At 46.5% G+C, this 20,340-nt stretch carries 6 protein-coding genes; all 6 read left to right on the top strand.

Features of this window, described 5'->3' with window-relative positions; genetic code table 11:
- Nucleotides 1–15: 15 nt before the first annotated feature.
- Genes MKY44_RS21275 through fabD form a run of 6 tightly spaced genes read left to right on the top strand, consistent with a single transcriptional unit; the run spans nt 16 to nt 20,314 of the window.
- Nucleotides 16–7,761, top strand: coding sequence for an SDR family NAD(P)-dependent oxidoreductase (locus tag MKY44_RS21275; RefSeq protein WP_341008488.1), 7,746 nt, complete (start codon nt 16–18; stop codon nt 7,759–7,761).
- A gap of 4 nt (nt 7,762–7,765) precedes the next feature.
- Nucleotides 7,766–16,732, top strand: a complete 8,967-nt coding sequence (locus MKY44_RS21270; RefSeq protein ID WP_341008487.1) for an SDR family NAD(P)-dependent oxidoreductase — start codon at nt 7,766–7,768, stop codon at nt 16,730–16,732.
- A 27-nt stretch (nt 16,733–16,759) separates the two neighbouring features.
- Nucleotides 16,760–17,611, top strand: a complete 852-nt coding sequence (locus tag MKY44_RS21265) for a 3-hydroxyacyl-CoA dehydrogenase family protein (RefSeq protein WP_341008485.1) — start codon at nt 16,760–16,762, stop codon at nt 17,609–17,611.
- 35 nt (nt 17,612–17,646) lie between these two features.
- Nucleotides 17,647–17,880, top strand: coding sequence for an acyl carrier protein (locus MKY44_RS21260; protein WP_017686948.1), 234 nt, complete (start codon nt 17,647–17,649; stop codon nt 17,878–17,880).
- A gap of 58 nt (nt 17,881–17,938) precedes the next feature.
- The gene (locus MKY44_RS21255) at nt 17,939–19,009 is read left to right on the top strand and encodes an HAD-IIIC family phosphatase (RefSeq protein WP_341008483.1); all 1,071 of its coding nucleotides are present in this window, start codon (nt 17,939–17,941) and stop codon (nt 19,007–19,009) included.
- Between the two features lie 30 nt (nt 19,010–19,039).
- Nucleotides 19,040–20,314, top strand: coding sequence for an ACP S-malonyltransferase (gene fabD / locus MKY44_RS21250; RefSeq protein WP_341008482.1), 1,275 nt, complete (start codon nt 19,040–19,042; stop codon nt 20,312–20,314).
- Nucleotides 20,315–20,340: the final 26 nt, after the last annotated feature.

Raw genomic sequence — 20,340 nt, 5'->3', positions numbered from 1 at the left:
GTAAAGGAGAGCAAAATGAGAAAAGGATTAATGGGAAGTATTAAACTGGATGATCTCCTGGAATCCGGGGCAGAATCGGTCGATATCGAAAGTGTTTCGACTAAGGACATTGCCATTATTGGAATGTCCGGCAGATTCCCGGGTGCAGAGGAACTCGAGGCATATTGGAGCAATCTGGTTAACGGTGTGGACAGTATCAGCGATTTTCCCGCAGAACGACAATCTTTCACAGATTATTATATGAAGACACGGGGAGAGTCGGTCGCGTATACCAAAGCAGGGTTTTTGAATCATATTGACCGATTCGATTATCGTTTCTTCAACCTGTCTCCCCGTGAAGCTTCTCTCATGGACCCCAATCAGCGGTTGTTTCTTGAGACGGCTTGGCATGCCATTGAGAATTCGGGATATGGGGGCGGGAAACTTAAAGGAAGCAACACAGGTGTGTACGTTGGGTTTCGAAACGATGAAGTATATGACTACAAAAGATTAATCACTGACTTGGAACCTCAGGCAGATCCCAGTGCAGTTCCAGGTAATCTGGCCTCCATTCTGGCTAGCCGGATTTCTTACTTGCTGGATCTGAAGGGGCCGAGCCTTTGTCTTGATACAGCATGTTCATCTTCTCTCGTAGCCATCCATCTCGCGTCCCAGGCCATTCGAAACGGGGATTGTGATCTGGCTGTCGCTGGTGGCGTAAAGATACGTTTGTTTCCCCTGGATGAAGGGAACAAGCTTGGTGTGGAAGCGCCAGATGGCAAAGTGAAGGCGTTTGATGCAGATTCGGATGGGACGGTGTGGGGTGAAGGCGCTGCCGCTATTATCCTCAAACCTTTGAACAAAGCACTCAGGGATCGAGATCATATATACGCAGTCATTAAAGGGAGTGCTGTGAATCAGGATGGAACTTCCGTAGGCATCACAGCGCCGAATACCGCTTCACAGACAGAATTGCTGGTGAAAGCATGGAAAAATGCGGGGATTAACCCGGAGACGCTAAATTATATTGAAACACATGGTACAGGGACAGATATGGGAGATCCCATTGAGTTTGAGGCCATTCGCAGAGCGTTCCAAAAGTTTACGAACAAGAAACAATTCTGTGCTATCGGTTCAGTGAAGACAAATGTGGGCCACTTGGATTGTGTAGCTGGCATGGCTTCGCTTTTCAAGGTCATTATGGGAATGCGTGAAGGCATGATGCCACCCACACTTCATTTTCAGCGTCAAAACTCAAAAATCAACTTTGAAGATTCTCCAGTCTATCTCAACACACGTCCTAGAATATGGCATGCCGAAGGGGCTCCACGCAGATGTGGTGTCAGCGCGTTTGGTCTAAGTGGAACCAATAGTCACATTGTAGTTGAAGAGCCGCCACGTTATCACAGGGCAGATACCGCAGTGACCCCGGATATGCAAATTTTAACGATCTCTGCCAAAAGTGCTGCCAGCTTAACAAAGCTGGTGCAAGCGTATCAGGCCTTGCTCGTTTCAAATCCTGAACTTTCGCTGGCAGATCTATCATTCTCGGCTAATACGGGAAGAGGGCACTACACTCAAAGGCTTGCGATCACTTTCAGTGATCGCAAGGATTTGGAAAGAAAATTGAAGCTTGTATCAGACGCAAATTGTGGTCCTGATCTCGAGATAAACGGAGTACACACAGGCATACATCGGATAATAACAGCCGGTGCAGGGGAGTCCACACGAAGTACAGGGGAAATCACGGAGCAGGAGGTCAGACTACTTGGACAGAAGGCCCAAGCATGGCTTTCTGAACCTCATGTTCATCCGAGACAAGTGCTGTTGGAGGCCATTTGTGATTTGTATGTTCAGGGAGCCGATGTGAGTTGGGAAGATCTGTACAGAGAAAAGTCTGTGCGTAGGATTCCACTTCCGTCATACCGGTTTGAACCTAACATATGCTGGCTGGACTGGAAATCGGACATGGATCAACGCCAGACAGATGACATGTATCGGAGCATGTATAGAAAACGCTGGATCGCGGATTATTTGGAACCATCCATACCCGATGAGGCGAAGCAGCCAAGTGATGATGGGATAACCCTGATATTGCGAAAAGATAAAGACCTTGAAGGCGAAAGGCTTGAAACCACCTTGCGTAATTTGGGACGAAAGCTGGTATCCGTGACATTTGACGGAGATGTTGCCGTTATGGAAGGACTCTCAGGTCTAGTGCAACTTTCTTCAGAAGATGTTTATGATCACCTGCTTGGTGCACTGCCTTTCAAGGATATAACCCGGATTATTCATCTACTGAGTTCAACGCCCAGAATGCAGGTGCATAATCTGGCAGATCTTTCTCAGGCGGAAATAGAGGGTCCTCTGAGTCTGTTCAGATTGGTCAAATCCCTTGTGCAGAGAGCGGTGTCTGGCCCTGTAGACATATCAATTGCTACGACAACTGCTTATCAAGTGACGGGGGACGAAGTGGAACTGTATCCTGAGCACGCTGCCTTGATCGGCTGGGCTAAGGTTATAGGAAAGGAATATCCGCATATCCGGTGTCAGTGCATTGACAGAGATGAACATAGTTCACTTGAGTCTATTCCGGAGTTGGTTAGTGGCGCAGGCTTCTCCAACGAAAATTTTGCCTATCGGAATGGGATTCGTTATGTTGAACAGCTGGATGAATGGAACACAGAGACTCAGGAAAATAGCGGCTGGCAACTGGTTGAAGATGGAGTATACATCATAACGGGTGGAGCAGGGGGGATAGGTTCAGAGATTGGGAGATGGATGGCTGGTCAGGCAAAGGTACGAATTGTCATACTGGGACGGACTGAATTACCCACCAGAGAGCAATGGCCGCTGCTTCGTAAGAATGGGAAAGACCAAACGGCTGTTCAGCAGATTATTCGTGAAATAGATGCCATGGAAAGTCTCGGAGCAATGGTAACTTATTTTAGCGTAGATGTATCCGATGAAATGCGTCTTACCCATACGTTGGATGTTATCAGAAAAACGTTTGGTTCTATACGTGGAATTGTGCATTGTGCAGGAACGGGCAGTGATCTGTATACCGATCAGAAGAGTGAAGATGACGTCAAGCGCACGTTGGCTCCCAAGATCAGGGGGACATGGCTGCTTGATCAACTTACCCGACAAGATCAGCCTGATTTTATGCTGTTATGTTCTTCTGTCGCTACAACATTCAGCACGTTAACTATGGGAGATTACGTTGCAGCCAATGCCTACCTGGATACGTTCGCTGCACAACGAACCAAGCAGGGACTTCACACACTCGCCATTAACTGGGTGACCTGGAGGGACCGGGGAATGGCAGCACGTTCGGGTTTTACGGCGGATACTATATTTAAGGCCATTTTGCCTGAACAGGCAATCCATACTCTTGCAGACGTTGTTACTCAAAAAGTAGACCGCGTTATTATCGGGGAGTTAAACATAGATGGTGGGGGCATTCCTTTACTCGAACGTTCAGGGATTCGGGTTGCTCCACATTTGCTCGAACGACTGAAGAGAATGAAGTCTACGACCAGGTCTATAGCAGATATGGCTTCTACCCGATCACTTTCACAACATGGCACGGGTCAGGTGATCCTCACGGGAAAAGAAAAAGAGGATTACACCGAAGCAGAACGACGTGTCGCTGATGTCTGCAGACAGGTATTGGGTTTCGATGAAATTAACATCCATGAAAATTTCTTTGAACTGGGAGCCGATTCCCTCTTGTTAAAAACGATGCATGCCAGATTGGAACTGCTTGATCCAGGTTCACTTATGATTACGGATTTGTTTGAGCACGCAACAGTTTATAAACTGGCCCGTTTTCTGGTAGATAAACGCCAGGGAAGCAACAACATGACACATCATGCAACGATGAAAGGAACGGAACAGGACATAGCCATTATTGGCATTTCTGTCAAACTGCCTAACGCCAACAACACTGATGAATTCTGGGAAAATATTCGTAACGGGTTGGATTGCAGGACCGCATTGTCTGCAGAACGAAAGAATGCCATTGATCGCTATATTCGATATAAACAGTTTCCTGAGGGCAGCGTTGCTCTTGTGGAAGGGTCCTATATTGATGAGATTGATAAGTTCGATAGTACCTTTTTCCGTTTGTCTCCCAAGGAAGCAAGCCTGATGGACCCACATCAGCGTCTCTTCCTGCAGGCATGCTGGGAAGCAGTTGAAGATGCCGGTTGTGTAGAAGACATTAGTGGAAGTTATACCGGGGTGTTTGTTGGATACTCGCCGAATATTCGCGATATGTATTCACGTCTTATTTATGAAACCAATCCGACTCTGCTATCCAGCGCTATGGTGGGCAACACAGCAGCAGTTACCTCTGGAAGAGTATCTTATATGCTGGACTTGAAGGGGCCATCGATGGTCGTAGACACAGCCTGTTCATCTTCCCTCGTTGCTGTAGATGCAGCATGTCAATCGATTCGTAGCGGCAAATGTGAAATGGCCATAGCTGGTGGGATTAAAATCCATACCATGCCAATTCATCACACGAATACACGCATGGGAATAGGCATGGAATCTATGGATGGAATCACGCGTGCATTTGATGAGGAATCCGAAGGAACGGGATTTGGCGAAGGCATCGGTGTAATCATGCTCAAACCACTCGAAAAAGCTAAACAGGATGGCGACCAAATCTATGCGGTCATTAAGGGATCAGCATCCAATCAGGATGGCAGTTCTGCCGGGATGACAGCACCAAATCCGGCAGCTCAGGAAGACGTGATTCGCAAGGCATGGGATGATGCTGGCATTGATCCTGCGACCATTGGTTATGTGGAAGCCCACGGGACGGGTACACCTTTAGGGGATCCGATTGAAGTAAACAGTTTGACGAATGCATTCCGTATGTTCACCGACAAACGAAATTTCTGTGCGATTGGATCTGTCAAAGCCAATATGGGGCATCTGCTTGAAGCAGCGGGAATCGTCGGGTTGATCAAAGCAGCGTTGGCACTTAAAAACAAGGAATTGCCTGCAACGATTCACTTTAATCGACCCAATGAAAATATCCCGTTTTACGATTCTGCCATATACGTCAATACCGTTACTCGTAAGTGGGAGGTTGAAGACCATCCGCGGCGAGCTGGCGTCAGTGCGTTTGGCATGAGCGGAACCAATGCCCATATTGTGCTGGAAGAGCCACCGGCAGACTATATCCATAAAGAACTGTCTGACCATGTTCCTCACGTTTGGCCACAGTTGTTCATGCTTTCGGCCAAATCACGTGAGAGCTTGCAGCAACTTGTTACGAGGTACGTTGCATATGGTCCGCAATTATTACAAATGGATCTGCAGGATATTTGTTACACGGTCCAGGCTGGGCGCAGTCATTATCCGCATCGATTAATTTTTGCAGTGAATACGACAATGGAACTTGTTTCCCGGTTGAATGAATTGAACCGGCTCTACTTTTGGGAGTCTGAAATGGGCGACACCGGCAAGGTTTTCTATCGTTATGGAGAACACCGATTGGTATCAGGTACGGATGGGATTAGACGTCCGGATGATCTAACTCTGGTTCAGAAGGAAAGTTTGAACACCGCAATTCAAGAAGCGGCATTAGCGTGGAGGGACGGCCTGTACAGGGACGAATCCATGCAGGTCAAAATTAGTGAGTTGTATTCGGCGGGCGCAGATTTGCCACCATTATTATGGAATGACGGACAGGCAACTCGTAAAGTGCGGCTCCCGGTGTATGCTTTCGAGCGTAAGACACACTGGCTGGACATACCCGACGTCGCCCCGGTAAAAGTGGAACGTATGGAACAACCATTTCATGTTATTCGTTGGGTTAACACGCCATCCAACGATGGGACATCATGGATGTCCTCCGAATCTGGAGATGTGTTATTGTTCACAGGAAAAACCGCTCTTTCGGCATCGATCTATGAGAGATTACTAGCTGCGGGTCGGAAGGTTGTAAGAGTAGAGATTGGACTTCAAAAGGATTCTACTCCAGGCGATGGATGGTATGGCGTTGATTCAAATAAACAGGCGTATGAGGACTTGTTAACAGATCTTCAATCCGAGTATCAATTCACACATATTATCCATATGTCAACGACTGAGCAAGCAGTATTTCCTGAGAGTATCGAACAATTAGAGGTGACCCAGCAACGTGGGGCTCGCAGCCTGATGTATCTTACTCAGGCGCTGGCACATGTGGGTTATGAACGCGGGCTGAGCCTTACGCTGGTATCTGATTATGTGAACGAAGTGACAGGTAATGAACGTGTCCTTCAGCCACAACAAGCTCCTTTTATGGGAATGGGACGAGTTGTAGGTCAGGAATTGATGGGCATATCCTGCAAGTTCCTGGACGTTGATGATGTTGTCTCTGCTGAAGATGTGTTACAAGAGATCGGCCGAAAGTCTGATTTGTATCTTGTTGCTTACCGGGAAGGTACCCGTTATGAGGAGCAGTTCGAGACTTTGGACGATACGACGGTGATCGGCCATTCGCCAGCAATGCAAAATGACGGTGTATACGTGATTACTGGCGGCACGAAAGGCATTGGACTGGAAGTTGCCCAGTACTTGGCTGACAAGGGAGCAGGACATGTTGCTTTGCTGGCCCGTTCACCTTTTCCGCCGCGTGACCAGTGGACTGAATGGCTTGATCAGAACAGAGACAGGGAAGTTTGCGAGACGATAAACCGGGTGATGGATCTGGAGAAGAAGGGAACGTCATGTTCATTTTATCAAGTGGATATCGGGCACCTGGATAGGCTACGTGAGGTATTTGATGAACTTCGACAAAACTACGGTCCCATTCGTGGCGTAGTCCACAGTGCCGGTGTACCTGGTGAAGGCATGCTGATGCGTAAGACGGAGGAACAGTTCTCAGCGGTGTTTGGTCCCAAAGTCCAAGGAACATGGGCGCTTGATCAGGTCACACTTGAGGATAGTCTTGACTTCTTCCTGCTTTTCTCCACGATCTCTTCGGTGTTTGCTGCTCCGGGCCAGGGGGACTATGCTGCTGCCAATGCATACCAGGATGCGTTTGCTGCATATCGAAGCAAGCTCGGGAAACGAACACTAACTATGAATTGGAACACATGGCGAGATACGGGGATGGGCGTTCGTTACGGCATCAATGTGGATGGTGTATTCTCTGCCATTCCTACGGAGCAGGGCATTGCATGGCTGGATCGTGCGATGGGAATGACCTTGAATCGGGTAATCGTCGGCGAGATCAATCGTGAAAGCAAATTGCTTGGCATGATGTCAAGTGTTGCTGTGAGACTATCGGATGACCTAAGATCCCTGGCTACTGATGAGAAAACTGTGTTTCCTGAAACTCAGAACCAGACCGGTTATGCAGAAGTTACTCTGGATGGCAGGACAGGAGAAGGAGCATATAGCGATGCTGAGGATCTGATTGCCAAAATCTTCGGTTCGGTACTAGGGTTCAGTGAGATCAATATTTATGACAGTTTCTTCGAATTAGGGGGAGATTCGATCATGTTGGGCCAGATGCATGAGTTATTGGATCGGCATTTCCCCAATAAGATCAAACTGGTAGATCTGTTCGAATATACAACCGTAGACAAACTCAGCAATTACATTGCAGGCAATGAGCAACATATCCTGCAAGCTGCACCGATAACATCCGCATCAGAAGAGCAGGACGGAGATTGGAATGACTCATTAAGCCATATGCTGGACAAGTTGCAGGACGGGGAAGTATCTGTCGAAGACATTCTTCATCGTTTGGATGAAATACGGCCAGGGGAGTGAGCTTGTGGAGAAAGTCTACAAACATGTTGTTGAAAACATAGCCTCCGGCAAAATTGACAAAGTGACGGGGATTCAGGTTATCAATCTGCTGAAGCAGGAAGAAGCAAATCATCAAGAGGATATAGCAGTCATAGGCATGAGCCTTAAATTTCCCCATGCGAATCGCCCGGAGGATTACTGGCACATTGTTGAGCAGGGGATTGATTGCATAGGTGATTATCCATCTGATCGAAAATCTGTAACGGATGAGTACCTCAGACTAAGCGGATATTCAGACGAATTCCTTCAATATCTGGATGGAGCTTTTCTGGATGAAGTGGATCAATTCGATTATAAGTTCTTCCGTCTCTCGCCAAAAGAGGCCAGTCTGATGGACCCTTGTCATCGTTTATTTTTGCAAACGGCATGGCATGCCATCGAAGATGCCGGTTACGGCGGGCAAAGGCTTGCAGGAAGCAATACCGGTGTCTTTACCGGATTTGCCAATAGCAACAACTATAAGGAAATGATCAAGGATACCAATCCGGAAGAGTTGTCTATTGCGATGACTGGAAATATCGCGTCAATGCTTCCAACCCGCATCTCGTATCTGCTTAATCTAAAAGGACCGACCATGGTAGTGGATACTGCTTGTTCGTCCTCGTTAGTATCCGTTTATCTGGCTTGTAAATCGCTGATGAACGGGGATTGCAACATGGCGATTGCCGGAGGAGTTAAGCTGGATATTTTGCCAGTGGATAATGATTTTCTGAAGATAGGGATTGAATCCACCGACTACCGGACAAGAGCTTTTGATAAAGAAGCAGATGGGTCCGGTATGGGCGAAGGTGTGGCTGCAGTAATTTTGAAGCCGCTTCGTCAGGCTCAGAAGGATGGAGACCACATCTATGGTGTAATCAAAGGCATCGCCTTGAATCAGGATGGAACGTCCATGGGCATCACGGCCCCCAATCCGGTTGCTCAATCCGAAGTGATCGAGGAGGCGTGGAAGCGAGCAGGCATCCACCCGGAATCCCTGGCCTATATTGAAACCCATGGAACAGGAACCAATCTGGGTGACCCTATCGAGATTCAGGGGCTGGAGCGTGCTTTCCGAAAATATACGAATAAAAAGCAATTTTGTGCAATTGGTTCGGTCAAAACCAATGTCGGTCATCTGTATGAAACAGCAGGTATGGCCAGTCTGATTAAAGGACTTTTATCGTTGTATCATCGGAAACTCCCGCCTTCCCTTCATTTTAATTATCCAAACCTGAATATTGATTTCGGGAATTCACCCGTCTATGTCAATACAAGGTTAAGAGAGTGGGAGCGAGGTGCTGATCCGCGTAGATGCGGGATAAGTACATTTGGTTTGAGCGGAACGAATTGTCATATAGTGCTGGAAGAAGCTCCTGTACAGGCCACTTTGAACGTTACGCATGATGGGCATAAGGGTGTTCATCCATTCACGTTGTCTGCGGGATCAGATAATGGAATTCAAGTTCTGATGAAACAGTATCTGGACGGAGTATCTACCTTCCCCGACAGGTATTCATTACTGGATGTGTGTCGAACAGCCAATGCATGTCGCGGACATTATGCTCACCGAGTGATCATTTTGGCTGAACACTTGGAGGATTTGCGCATTAAGCTGACCAAGGTTATATCTGGAGACATTCATACGTTCACAGCATCTTGGTTTCATTATGGGGAACACCGACTGATCAGCGACAATCGGGAAGTTTCAGGGGTACATGATATTACTCAGAAAAACGTTCGTGCGTTAAGTGAAGAGGTCCGGCAAGAATTGAACCAGATGAATGAGGCTACATTCGACTGGGGGCGCCTGTGTACTCTTTACGTGCAAGGGGCATCCGTGGACTGGTGGCGTCTGTATGAGGGCAAGTCTACGAAGACCGTACCTCTGGCGGGTTATCCTTTTGATTCGCAGAAGTGCTGGATTGACATGGGAAGCAGACCAGCAGAAGAGAGTGTCCACCATGACAACGGATTGTTTTCTCTTACGTGGCATGAGCTTGAGGGAGATTACGAGGATAACGAAGTTCATTCAAGCGAGAGAGTTGTACTCTTTACAGCCGATGACAAAGGTGGGGCTGACCTTGCATTGCTTTTGCAACAATCGGGTAAGGACGTCATTATGGTTTGCCCGGGAGATTACTTTGAACAGCGGAACGATACTGATTTTCGAATTGGTTCCAGTGAGGTCGATTTTGATTCTTTAGTCAATGCTTTGGATTCAAAAACATGGTCACAGGTCATCTATGCATCTACCTTTGCTTCGGACACTTCTGTTCAGAATCTGGTGGAGTTGAATGAATCACAGGAACGCGGCGTTTACAGCCTGCTGTATCTGGTTCGTTCTTTGACCAGACATGGTATTGATTATGATATGGATATGGTGATTTTGACCCAATGTGTCCATCATGTCACAGGCAAAGAACAGGTTCTTAGACCCGAGCTCGCACCCCTAGAAGGTCTTGCCAAGGTCATACGCAAGGAGCATCTGAACATACAATGTCGAGTTATCGACCTGGAAGATATGCTATGGAGCAAAGGGAGTGCAGAGTCTGTTTTCAGAAAAACAGATCACTTCCTTACCGCCATTCGAGAGGGCAAACGGTATATTCAGTCATTCGGTACACTCCAGCCTGTTGCAGAGTCGGACAGTAACAATGGACAATTTCCGGCTCTTCATTCAGAAGGGATATATCTTGTCTCTGGTGGAGCCGGAGGTATCGGGATTGAAGTATCCAAATATTTGGCTGGCAGGGACAAGGTACATCTGGCCTGGATTAATCGTACTGCCTTTCCACCCCGGAGAACATGGGAAGCGATTTTGGAAGCAAAGCAGGATCAGTCGTTATGCCGAAAGATTCAGGGAGTGCTTGATATTGAAAATATGGGAGCTACCGTTGAAATATACAGCGCTGACATTTCCAAAAAAGAAGAGGTAGTTCCAATTGTAGAAGAGCTGCGTCAACGTCATGGGAAGATCCGGGGGGTTATCCATGGCGCGGGAATCGGAAGATCCGACTTATTGATGAATCGTACGGATGACCAGTTTAAAAGCATTTTCAATCCGAAGGTGATGGGTACTCGTATTTTGGATGAAGTTACCCATTCGGATGATCTGGACTTCTTTATTCTGTTTTCTTCGGTAGCAACGATGTTTAGCGGAGCCGTTCAAGGAGATTATACCGCAGCCAATGCTTATCTGGATGCCTACGGGGAATATCGGAACAAGCTCGGAAGAAGGACACATGTGGTGAACTGGACGACCTGGAAAGAAACCGGTATGGCCCTTGAAGGTGGTTTCACAATCGATACCATTTTTAAGACGTTGCCAACCGGTAAGGCTCTTGAAGGGTTTGAGCAGGTGTTATCCCATAATGTACCGAGAGCACTTGTAGGTTATCTCAATTATGAGAACGGTGGAGTCTTCCTGCTCGAAAAATCAGGGGTGATGCTCTCTCCTGTGCTGACTGCGCAAATTGAACTATTTAAGGAAAAAAAGAAGCAGGAAAAAGCGAACAAAGCAAAGAGTGTAACAACAAATCCAGCAGGAGAAGTAAGTCTGACAGGAAGTCTCAACGAAGAGTTTAGTGATACGGAAAAACGTGTGGCCGAATGTTGCAGAAAAATATTAGGTTTTGATCAAATTGATATTCACGACAACTTCTTTGAACTAGGTGCGGACTCTATTCTGCTAATGAAAATTCAGAGTGAGATTGAGCGAATTTTTCCAGGAGCCATTAATGTTACGGACCTGTTCGAATACTCGAATGTACATCATCTCGCAAAATTTATCAGTGGAAAAAACAAGAAGGAGGAACAGCGTCCTTCTCCTGCAATGCATCTCAAGAAGCGTACTGTGGCAGAACGAGATGGAGATATTGCGATTATCGGCATGGCTGTGAATGTGCCGCTTGCTTCCACACCTGAGGAGTTATGGGAACATCTCGTCAACGGCACGGATCTGGTTCGGTCGTTTCCGGAATCGAGAAAAGTGGATATTGACAAGCATTTTGCGTTCACAGGTCATGACCAGGCACAGATGAAATACAACGAGAACGCGTATCTGGAAGACATAGACAAGTTTGATGCAGGTTTCTTTCGGTTATCGCCTAAGGAAGCAAGTCTAATGGATCCCAATCAGCGATTATTTCTTGAAGCTGCGTGGACTGCAATTGAGGATGCAGGGTATGGCGGCACCAGATTGAGCGGTAGTAAAACAGGCGTATATCTGGGATATGCGGCAACCTTGCGAGATCTGTATGCACGTCTCTTATATGAAGTTGATCCTGGGAGCGGATCAAGCTCCATGGTGGGTAATCTGACAGCAATGATGTCTGCCCGGATCTCATATTTATTGGATCTAAAGGGTCCAAGCATGGTTATTGATACGGCCTGTTCATCTTCATTGGTGTCTGTAGACATGGCTTGCAAAGCTATTCGTAGCGGGCAATGTGATTATGCACTGGCTGGCGGAATCAAGATTAATCTGTGCCCGGTGGATGATGAAAATATGAAACTTGGTATCGAGTCTACAGATCATCGCTCCAAAGCTTTTGATGATGAAGCAGATGGAGCAGGTATTGGAGAAGGGGTTGCAGTGGTACTGCTGAAATCGCTTCAGCAGGCATTGGATGACCATGATTCGATCCATGCTGTAATTAAAGGCGGGGCTGTGAATCAGGATGGCAGTTCAATAGGCATCACGGCACCTAATCCGGCATCTCAAACAGAGGTAATTATATCTGCTTTGGAGGATGCAGGAGTTGAACCGGAGACAATCACCTACATTGAAACTCATGGCACGGGCACGACATTGGGAGATCCGATTGAAATTAAGGGCATATCCGATGCACTGTCGAGCTACACAGATCGCAAGCAGTTCTGTGCGGTGAGTTCCATCAAGACCAACTTAGGGCATTCTTCGGAGGCTGCTGGAGTGATTAGTTTGGTGAAGGCGGTTATGGCGCTGCGTGAGAAAAAGCTTCCTCCGACACTGTACTTTAATCGACCTAATCGAATTATTGAATTTTCCAATTCACCGGTCTTTGTGAATACCCGTCTTCGTACTTGGCATTCCGAGGAAGGACCGCGACGTTGTGGGATCAGCGCGTTTGGGATTAGTGGAACCAATTGTCACGTTATCTTGGAAGAGGCCCCAGTACAGACATTTGTCCAAGCAGAGGAACGCAGACCTTATATTCTGCCTCTTTCCGCCAAAAGTAAGGACTCTCTGTCCAGATTGATCGCAGCTTATCATGATTATCTCGATAGTTACGATGAACTGGATTTGTTGAGCCTGTGTGGAACAGCCGCTCAGGGAAGAGGACACTACAAGTTGCGTATCGCCATTGCTTTTAAAGACAAAGAAGAGCTGGTAGCCCGAATGGGCAAGCTGCGTGGGTGCCCGTTTAGCGAGATTAAACCGCCTGTTGCTTATGCATCTGAACATCGAATGGTTCCTGAGACGAAGGAGCCGGGTGTTGGTGAATTGACGGAACAAAAACTTCGTGAATTAAACGAGCAGTCAGACAGGGTACTGAGGCTCATTAACGAGCACGGATGGGAAGATCAGCACTTGGAGGAAATATCGATTCTTTATACACAGGGAGCCGATATTGACTGGTCCAGATTGTACGCAGAAGAGGAAACCTTCCGGCTCCATCTTCCAACGTATCCTTACGAGCGCAATCGTTGCTGGATTGATATTCCCGAACGAGTTGCGGTTCAACCATCCGTTGTGCAGAAGGAAGAACCAACGATGCATTACACCATTGGCTGGGTGGAAGCGAGTAATCCTGAGCGGCTCATTCCGAATCCGCAAACCGTCTTGCTTTTGAAGGGGACAATTCCGTTATGTGACAGTCTCTCCCGGGAACTTACTGAACGTGGAGCACATGTAATTGAAGTTACGCTTGGTGCAACATATGCGAAGATCTCTCCGGTTCATTATCAGATCGATGGTTCGGAGGAGCAGTATCTGCAATTATTGAAGGCTACGAAGAACCACAGAATAGATCAGATTATTCACACCTTTACCATAAACGGTCATACAGCACCCGAGAGTCCGAAGGAACTGGAGGATGCCTTATGCCGAGGGGTGCATAGCTTGTTTTACCTCACAAAAGCCATTGCAGGTGCAGGATTGCGAAATCGAATGCGCATTGTGCTGTTATCCCAGTACGTTCACGAAGTTAGCGGCCACGAATTACATCTTGCTCCTGAATATGCAACGATGTTTGGCTTGGGCAAAGCCATTGGACAAGAGCATCCTCAGCTGGAATGCAAGGTCATGGATATAGATGATGACACCGCTATTCCTATTTTGCTCAATGCAATGAATGCAGATGATGTTTTCTACTCCACTGCTTATCGGAAGGGTCAACGATATGTGGAAGAGTTTAGGAAGACAGATCTGTTGGGAGCTGAGCTCTCTGATGTAACCATTAAGGAGCAAGGGGTCTATCTCATCACTGGTGGAATGGGCGGCATTGGCCGAGCATTCGCAGAACATTTTGCCAACAGACACAACGTTACCTTGATTCTTGCAGGCAGATCGGATTTCCCTGATCGGGAAACATGGCCAGCCATTTTGGAGGATAACAAGGATCTGGAGCAATGCAACAAAATTAAATGGATACATTCGATTGAGACCAAAGGTTCCACAGTAGGTCTCTACAGCGTGGATACAGGTGATCTTCAACAAGTATCAAGACTCATGGAGAACATCAGAGAGCAGTACGGCAAAGTGGATGGCATTGTTCATGGAGCAGGGGTAGCCGGTGAAGGATTCCTTGCGTCCAAGGATGCGGAGACCTTTAACCGTGTGTTGCTTCCGAAAGTCCAGGGAACCTGGAACATGGATCAGGCAACAGCCCACGACTCTCTGGATTTTCTTGTTCTGTTCTCAACCACTTCGACATTATTCAGCTCTCCGGGTCAAGGAGATTATTCAGCAGCGAATAGTTATCTGGATGCTTATGCAGCGTATCGCAATCGCAGGGGTGGACGGACGTTAACGATCAATTGGGTGGCCTGGAAAGAGACCGGAATGGCCAAAGATTTTGGTGTAAATGATGACATGGTGTTCAAGTCTGTCTTAACAAAATCTGCATTAAAGGCCTTTGACCAGGCTTTTCAGCGTAAAGTGCATCGATCTATCATCGGCGAACTGAATTATGACTCGGAATATATGGCCTACGTAGGTGATATGCCAATGATGATGTCGGAGGACGTATACAACACGATTCAAGATCAAAGTGCCAGCGTGATTGCTGAAGTGGAGATGAGAAAGGCAATGCTGAACAAAGAAGTCTCGTTACACGGCCGCAATGATGGTCAATATACAGCCATGGAACAGATGTTATCCCGGATTTGGTCACTTCATTTGGGACTGATAGAAATGGATCTGTATGATGATTTTTACGAATATGGTGGAGATTCCATTATTGGGCTCAAGATGGCATCGGATATATACAGGGAAACGGGGATACAGGTTAATCCTTCAGATGTGCTGCAATATCCGACGATCTGGGGACTGGGAGTTCACCTGCAATCTCTGGTCGATGTGGAGAATGCAACAGTCGGACAACAGTCTATCCCTCATGCAGAAGTCAAAGAAAAATATCCACTTTCATCAGCTCAAAAAAGGATATTCTACCTTTGCACTCAGGACCCGGACAACATCAGCTATAACCTGAACAAAGCGTTGATTATGGAGGGGAATTTTGACCCATTCACGTTGAACGGTTATATGAACACTCTGATTCAGCGCCATGAATCGTTCCGTACATCATTTCACTGGGAACAAGGAGAGCCGATTCAGAGAATTCACGAGAACGTGGATTTTTCGATCGAAACGTTGCCAGATGTTATTCGTGGAACGGAAGCAGTGGAAGATGTAGTGAAGCGGTTTGTCCGACCGTTTGATCTGGAAGCAGCACCGTTGATCCGCATGATTGTTGGTTCGTTGGATGACGGTCGCCATCTGTTGATGTTCGATGTGCATCACTTGGTTACAGATGGAATGTCGATGGACAATATGATGCACGAAATCACGTCAATGTACAGTGGTTCACCTCTACCGAATATTCCTTATCAGTATAGGGATTACTCGGAGTGGAGCAACCAGTATCAGCAATCGGATTCGATTAAATCACAGGAAGCCTTCTGGCTGGAAACGCTGAAAGGGCCATTGCCCACACTGCAACTTCCAACAGACTTTTCACGGCCTGATCGAAAAACCTATGATGGAGCCAAAATGACTTTTTATGCCGACGGAGTACTTACTGCTCGTATAGGCAAGCTCGGAGCACGTACAGGTACCACGCTATACATGTTGCTCTTATCCGCCTTAAATGTCCTGTTGCATAAATATACGAACCAGAGTGATATACTCATCGGTTCGCCTGTAACGGGTCGCCAACAGGGTAACTTTGATGCCACCATTGGCATGTTTGTAAATACAATCGTCCTGAGAAATCACCCTGTGCCTGATGACTCATTCAGGGAGTTACTTCTGGACGTGAAGCAGCATACGTTATCGGCTTTTGCACATCAGGACTGTCAATTCGACCGAATTGTACAGCTTGTGAATAGTACACGTGATCCGAGCAGAAATCCGCTGTTTGATGTGTATTTTGCACTGCAAAATGTAGGGATGTACACCGGAGAGATTGAGGCTTTCAAAGGCACATTAATCGATTATGACAGTGGAGTTTCAAGGTTTGATCTGGCACTGGATGCGATTGAGCGGGATGGTACGATCGAGTTTATTCTGGAATATAATACAAGCTTGTTCTTGCCTGGCACAGCTGAATATATCGCCAAAGATTTTGTGAAAATTCTTGAGATAGTTTCAGAGCAGCCGGATACATTGATCTATGATATTGAAGTTGATCGTGTCACGGATATCACGGATGAAGCTGTAGATGAAGAAGTGAATTTCAATTTCTAGCCAGATCACAGAGGGGCGTTGATAGGAATGAAGGTTGGTGTAATCGGAGCAGGCGTCATGGGAAAAGGGGTTGCACAGAGCCTTGCCCAGTCCTGGCACAATGTGGTTTTGATCGATGTGAGTGATGAAGTTTTGGATCAGGCGAGAACAGCCTTGTTTACCAATATCCGATTTTCAGGATTCTACAACAAGGATACCGAGACCGAAGACCCGGAAACGGTGCTCTCGCGTGTGGAGTTTACGACACATTATGACTCGCTCAGCGATGCTGATTTTATTATTGAGAACGTGCCTGAGCAATGGGATGTGAAAAAAGAGGTCTATCAACAGCTTGAAAACTATTGCCCCGATTCTTGCATTTATTTGGTCAATACATCATGCATTTCGATTACAAAAGTTGGTTCCATCACCAAACGGCCTGACAAGGTCATCGGTGTACATTTTATGAATCCGGTCCCGTTAAAGCCCGTAGTCGAAGCTATTCAGGGTTATCACACTTCGGATACAACGATTGAAGCGACCAGATCCCTGCTCCATTCCATGGGCAAAGAAGCCATACTGGTACAAGATCTTCCCGGTTTTGTATCTAACCGAATATCCCATCTGCTCATGAATGAAGCTGCCTTTGTCGTTCAGGATCAGGTAGCTTCACCGGAAGAGGTTGATGACATATTCGTCAAATGTTTCGGACATAAGATGGGTCCACTTCACACAGCGGATTTGATTGGTTTGGATACTGTAGTTCATTCATTGGATGTACTCTATGAGAGTTATCAGGACCCGAAATACAGAGTATGTCCCTTGCTTCGCAAGATGGTGGATGCCGGATTGTTAGGAGCAAAAAGCGGTCAAGGCTTCTTTGAGCACGTGATTCTGTAAGTGTATCGACTATAAATTATACGAGGTGACTGTGCATGGAGTCCAAAGTCAAAGTGAAAACATTTCTGAGTCGTTTCTATCGCAAACGTGAAATTCAGGATGATGAGGATATTTTTGAATTGGGTTTTGCCAATTCCCTGTTTGCGATGCAGATGGTGATGTTTCTGGAGAAAGAATTCAACATTCGGATTGAGACCCAGGATATGGATCTGAGCAACTTCCGTACGTTGAACAAGATTAATGAACTGATTGAACGAAAGACAGCATAGACTGCCTGATGGTCTTGAAGCAATAGTTTGGAACAATATGCCAAGGAGGGGTTCAGGTATGGGTGATCCATCGGTAAGTTCGGTAATGGACAAGCAAAAGCAAGAGAAGGTGAAGCTGGTCGTCTGGGATCTGGATAATACAATCTGGGAAGGTGTCCTTCTGGAAGATGAGAATGTTGTCTTGAGAGAGGGAATTATGGATGTGATCCGGACACTGGACGAGCGGGGGGTTCTGCAATCCATCGCCAGTAAAAATGACCATCAGACAGCCATGGAGAAGCTTGAAGAATTCGGAATTCATGAATATTTCCTATACCCCCAGATTCACTGGAATTCCAAGTCGAGCTCCATTCAATCCATCATAACTTCCATTAATATCGGAGCGAATACGGTTGCTTTTGTGGATGATCAGATATTTGAGCTGGAAGAGGTACAGTTTGAGCATGCTGAAGTTCGATGCATAGATGCTGCCCAGTACCTGGACATTCCCGACATGGAGATGATGAATCCCCGATTTATTACGGAGGACTCCAAACTTCGCCGTTTAATGTACAAAAGCGATGAGATCCGTAATAAGGCGGAAGATGAATTCACAGGTCCCAAAGATGACTTTCTGGCTTCACTTGGCATGACATTCACGATTTCACCCCTCAAGGGAGATGATCTGCAGCGTGCAGAAGAGTTGACGGTGCGGACTCATCAGCTGAACACCACAGGGTATACCTATTCCTATGAAGATCTGGAACAACTCAGTCAATCTCCTAATCACAAACTTCTCATTACAGGATTGGAAGACAAGTATGGAGCATATGGAAAAATTGGACTCGCTTTGCTTGAGATGGAAGAGGAGTACTGGACCGTGAAGCTGCTGCTGATGTCTTGCCGTGTAATGTCACGAGGGGTAGGCACGATTCTCATGAATTATATCCTGGAACAGGCGAAAGAAGCCGGGGTCAAGATACGGGCTGAATTCAAAATGACCGATCGTAATCGGATGATGTATCTGACCTATAAATTTGGCGGATTCAAAGAAATCCATCAGGAAGAGGACCTTGTCATTTTTGAACACGACATGAGCTATATTCAGAAAATTCCTTCATATGTGGAACTGAACATTATTAATAATTAATACACCAACCCTATTAATGGAGGTTACGACATGGAAAAAATAGCACTGCTGTTTCCGGGACAAGGTTCTCAGTATGTAGGTATGGGAAAGAGTTTCTATGATCAATATAGCATTGCCAAGCAAACGTACGAGGAAGCGAGTGACGTTGCAGGTGTGGATCTGGCAAAACTATGTTTTGAAGGAAGTCTATCTGAACTGAATCAGAATGAGAACATGCAACCTGCTCTTCTGGCAACGAATGTAGCGGCTTTCAGAGTGTATATGGAAGAAGTGGGAATTCGACCACAATTCTGTGCAGGTCACAGTATGGGTGAATATTCGGCGTTGGTATGTTCAGGCGCCATGACATTTTCCGATGCTGTTCGAATCACCAAATTGCGTGGTGCGATGATGCAGATTCATATTGATCGGGGCACAGGATCAATGACCATTATGGACGGTATTGACGCATCCATCGTGGAGCAACTCTGTGAACAATACAGCGGCGAGCAAGGTGTAGCTGTGGTCTCCTGTTATAATTCGCCAACACAAGCTGCCGTATCCGGTCATCAATACGTACTGGAGGAGATCGAAGCAGCCGTATTGGATGCCGATGGTCAGGTTACTCCCCTAATGTCCAGTGCACCCATTCATAGTTCGCTGATGGCGGAAGATGCAGAGCGGCTCGGCCAAGAACTGGCAAAGTATTCGTACAATATGTTCAAATGGCCGGTACTATCCAATGTTACAGGTCAACCTTATGGTGATGTGGAGCGAATTCCGGGATTGCTGACAGATCAGATGGTCAAACCTGTGCAATGGACACGGATTCTTCAATACCTTGAGCGTTTTGGTGTAACACTTGCCATCGAAATGGGACCCAAAAATGTACTGAATAAATTGACCAAAACGAACTGTCCTGATATCAATTCGCTCTGCTTTGGCGAAAAAGCGGAACGTCAAAAATTGATCAGCATGTTTCAATCGGATGGCAAGAAGAAAAAAGGAGTACCCACAGTCATAACTAAATGTTTAGCAATTGCAGTGGCAACGCCGAACCAGAATTGGGATGAAGCAGAGTATCAACAAGGTGTTGTTCAGCGTTACAAACGAATCCAGGCAATTCAGGAGCAGGTTGAAAATGCAGGGGACAAACCTTCAAAAGAGCAAATGATAGAAGCGTTGGAACTGCTCAAGGGCATCTTTGAAACCAAAAAGTTACCTGTTAAAGAAAGAAATCAGTGGATGAATCATATCATTGATGATACTGGACATTACTACGAACTGGCGGAGTATCTGGTACACGAAGCTGTCGGCGTAAAGTGATTACATTAGGGGCGAAATGCGCTGCA

Origin of the sequence: Paenibacillus sp. FSL R7-0026 (assembly GCF_038004485.1) — a bacterium.
Taxonomy (GTDB): Bacteria; Bacillota; Bacilli; order Paenibacillales; family Paenibacillaceae; genus Paenibacillus; species Paenibacillus xylanexedens_A.
The sequence above is the reverse complement of the archived record's forward strand: the minus strand, read 5'-3'. Positions and strand labels throughout refer to the sequence as shown.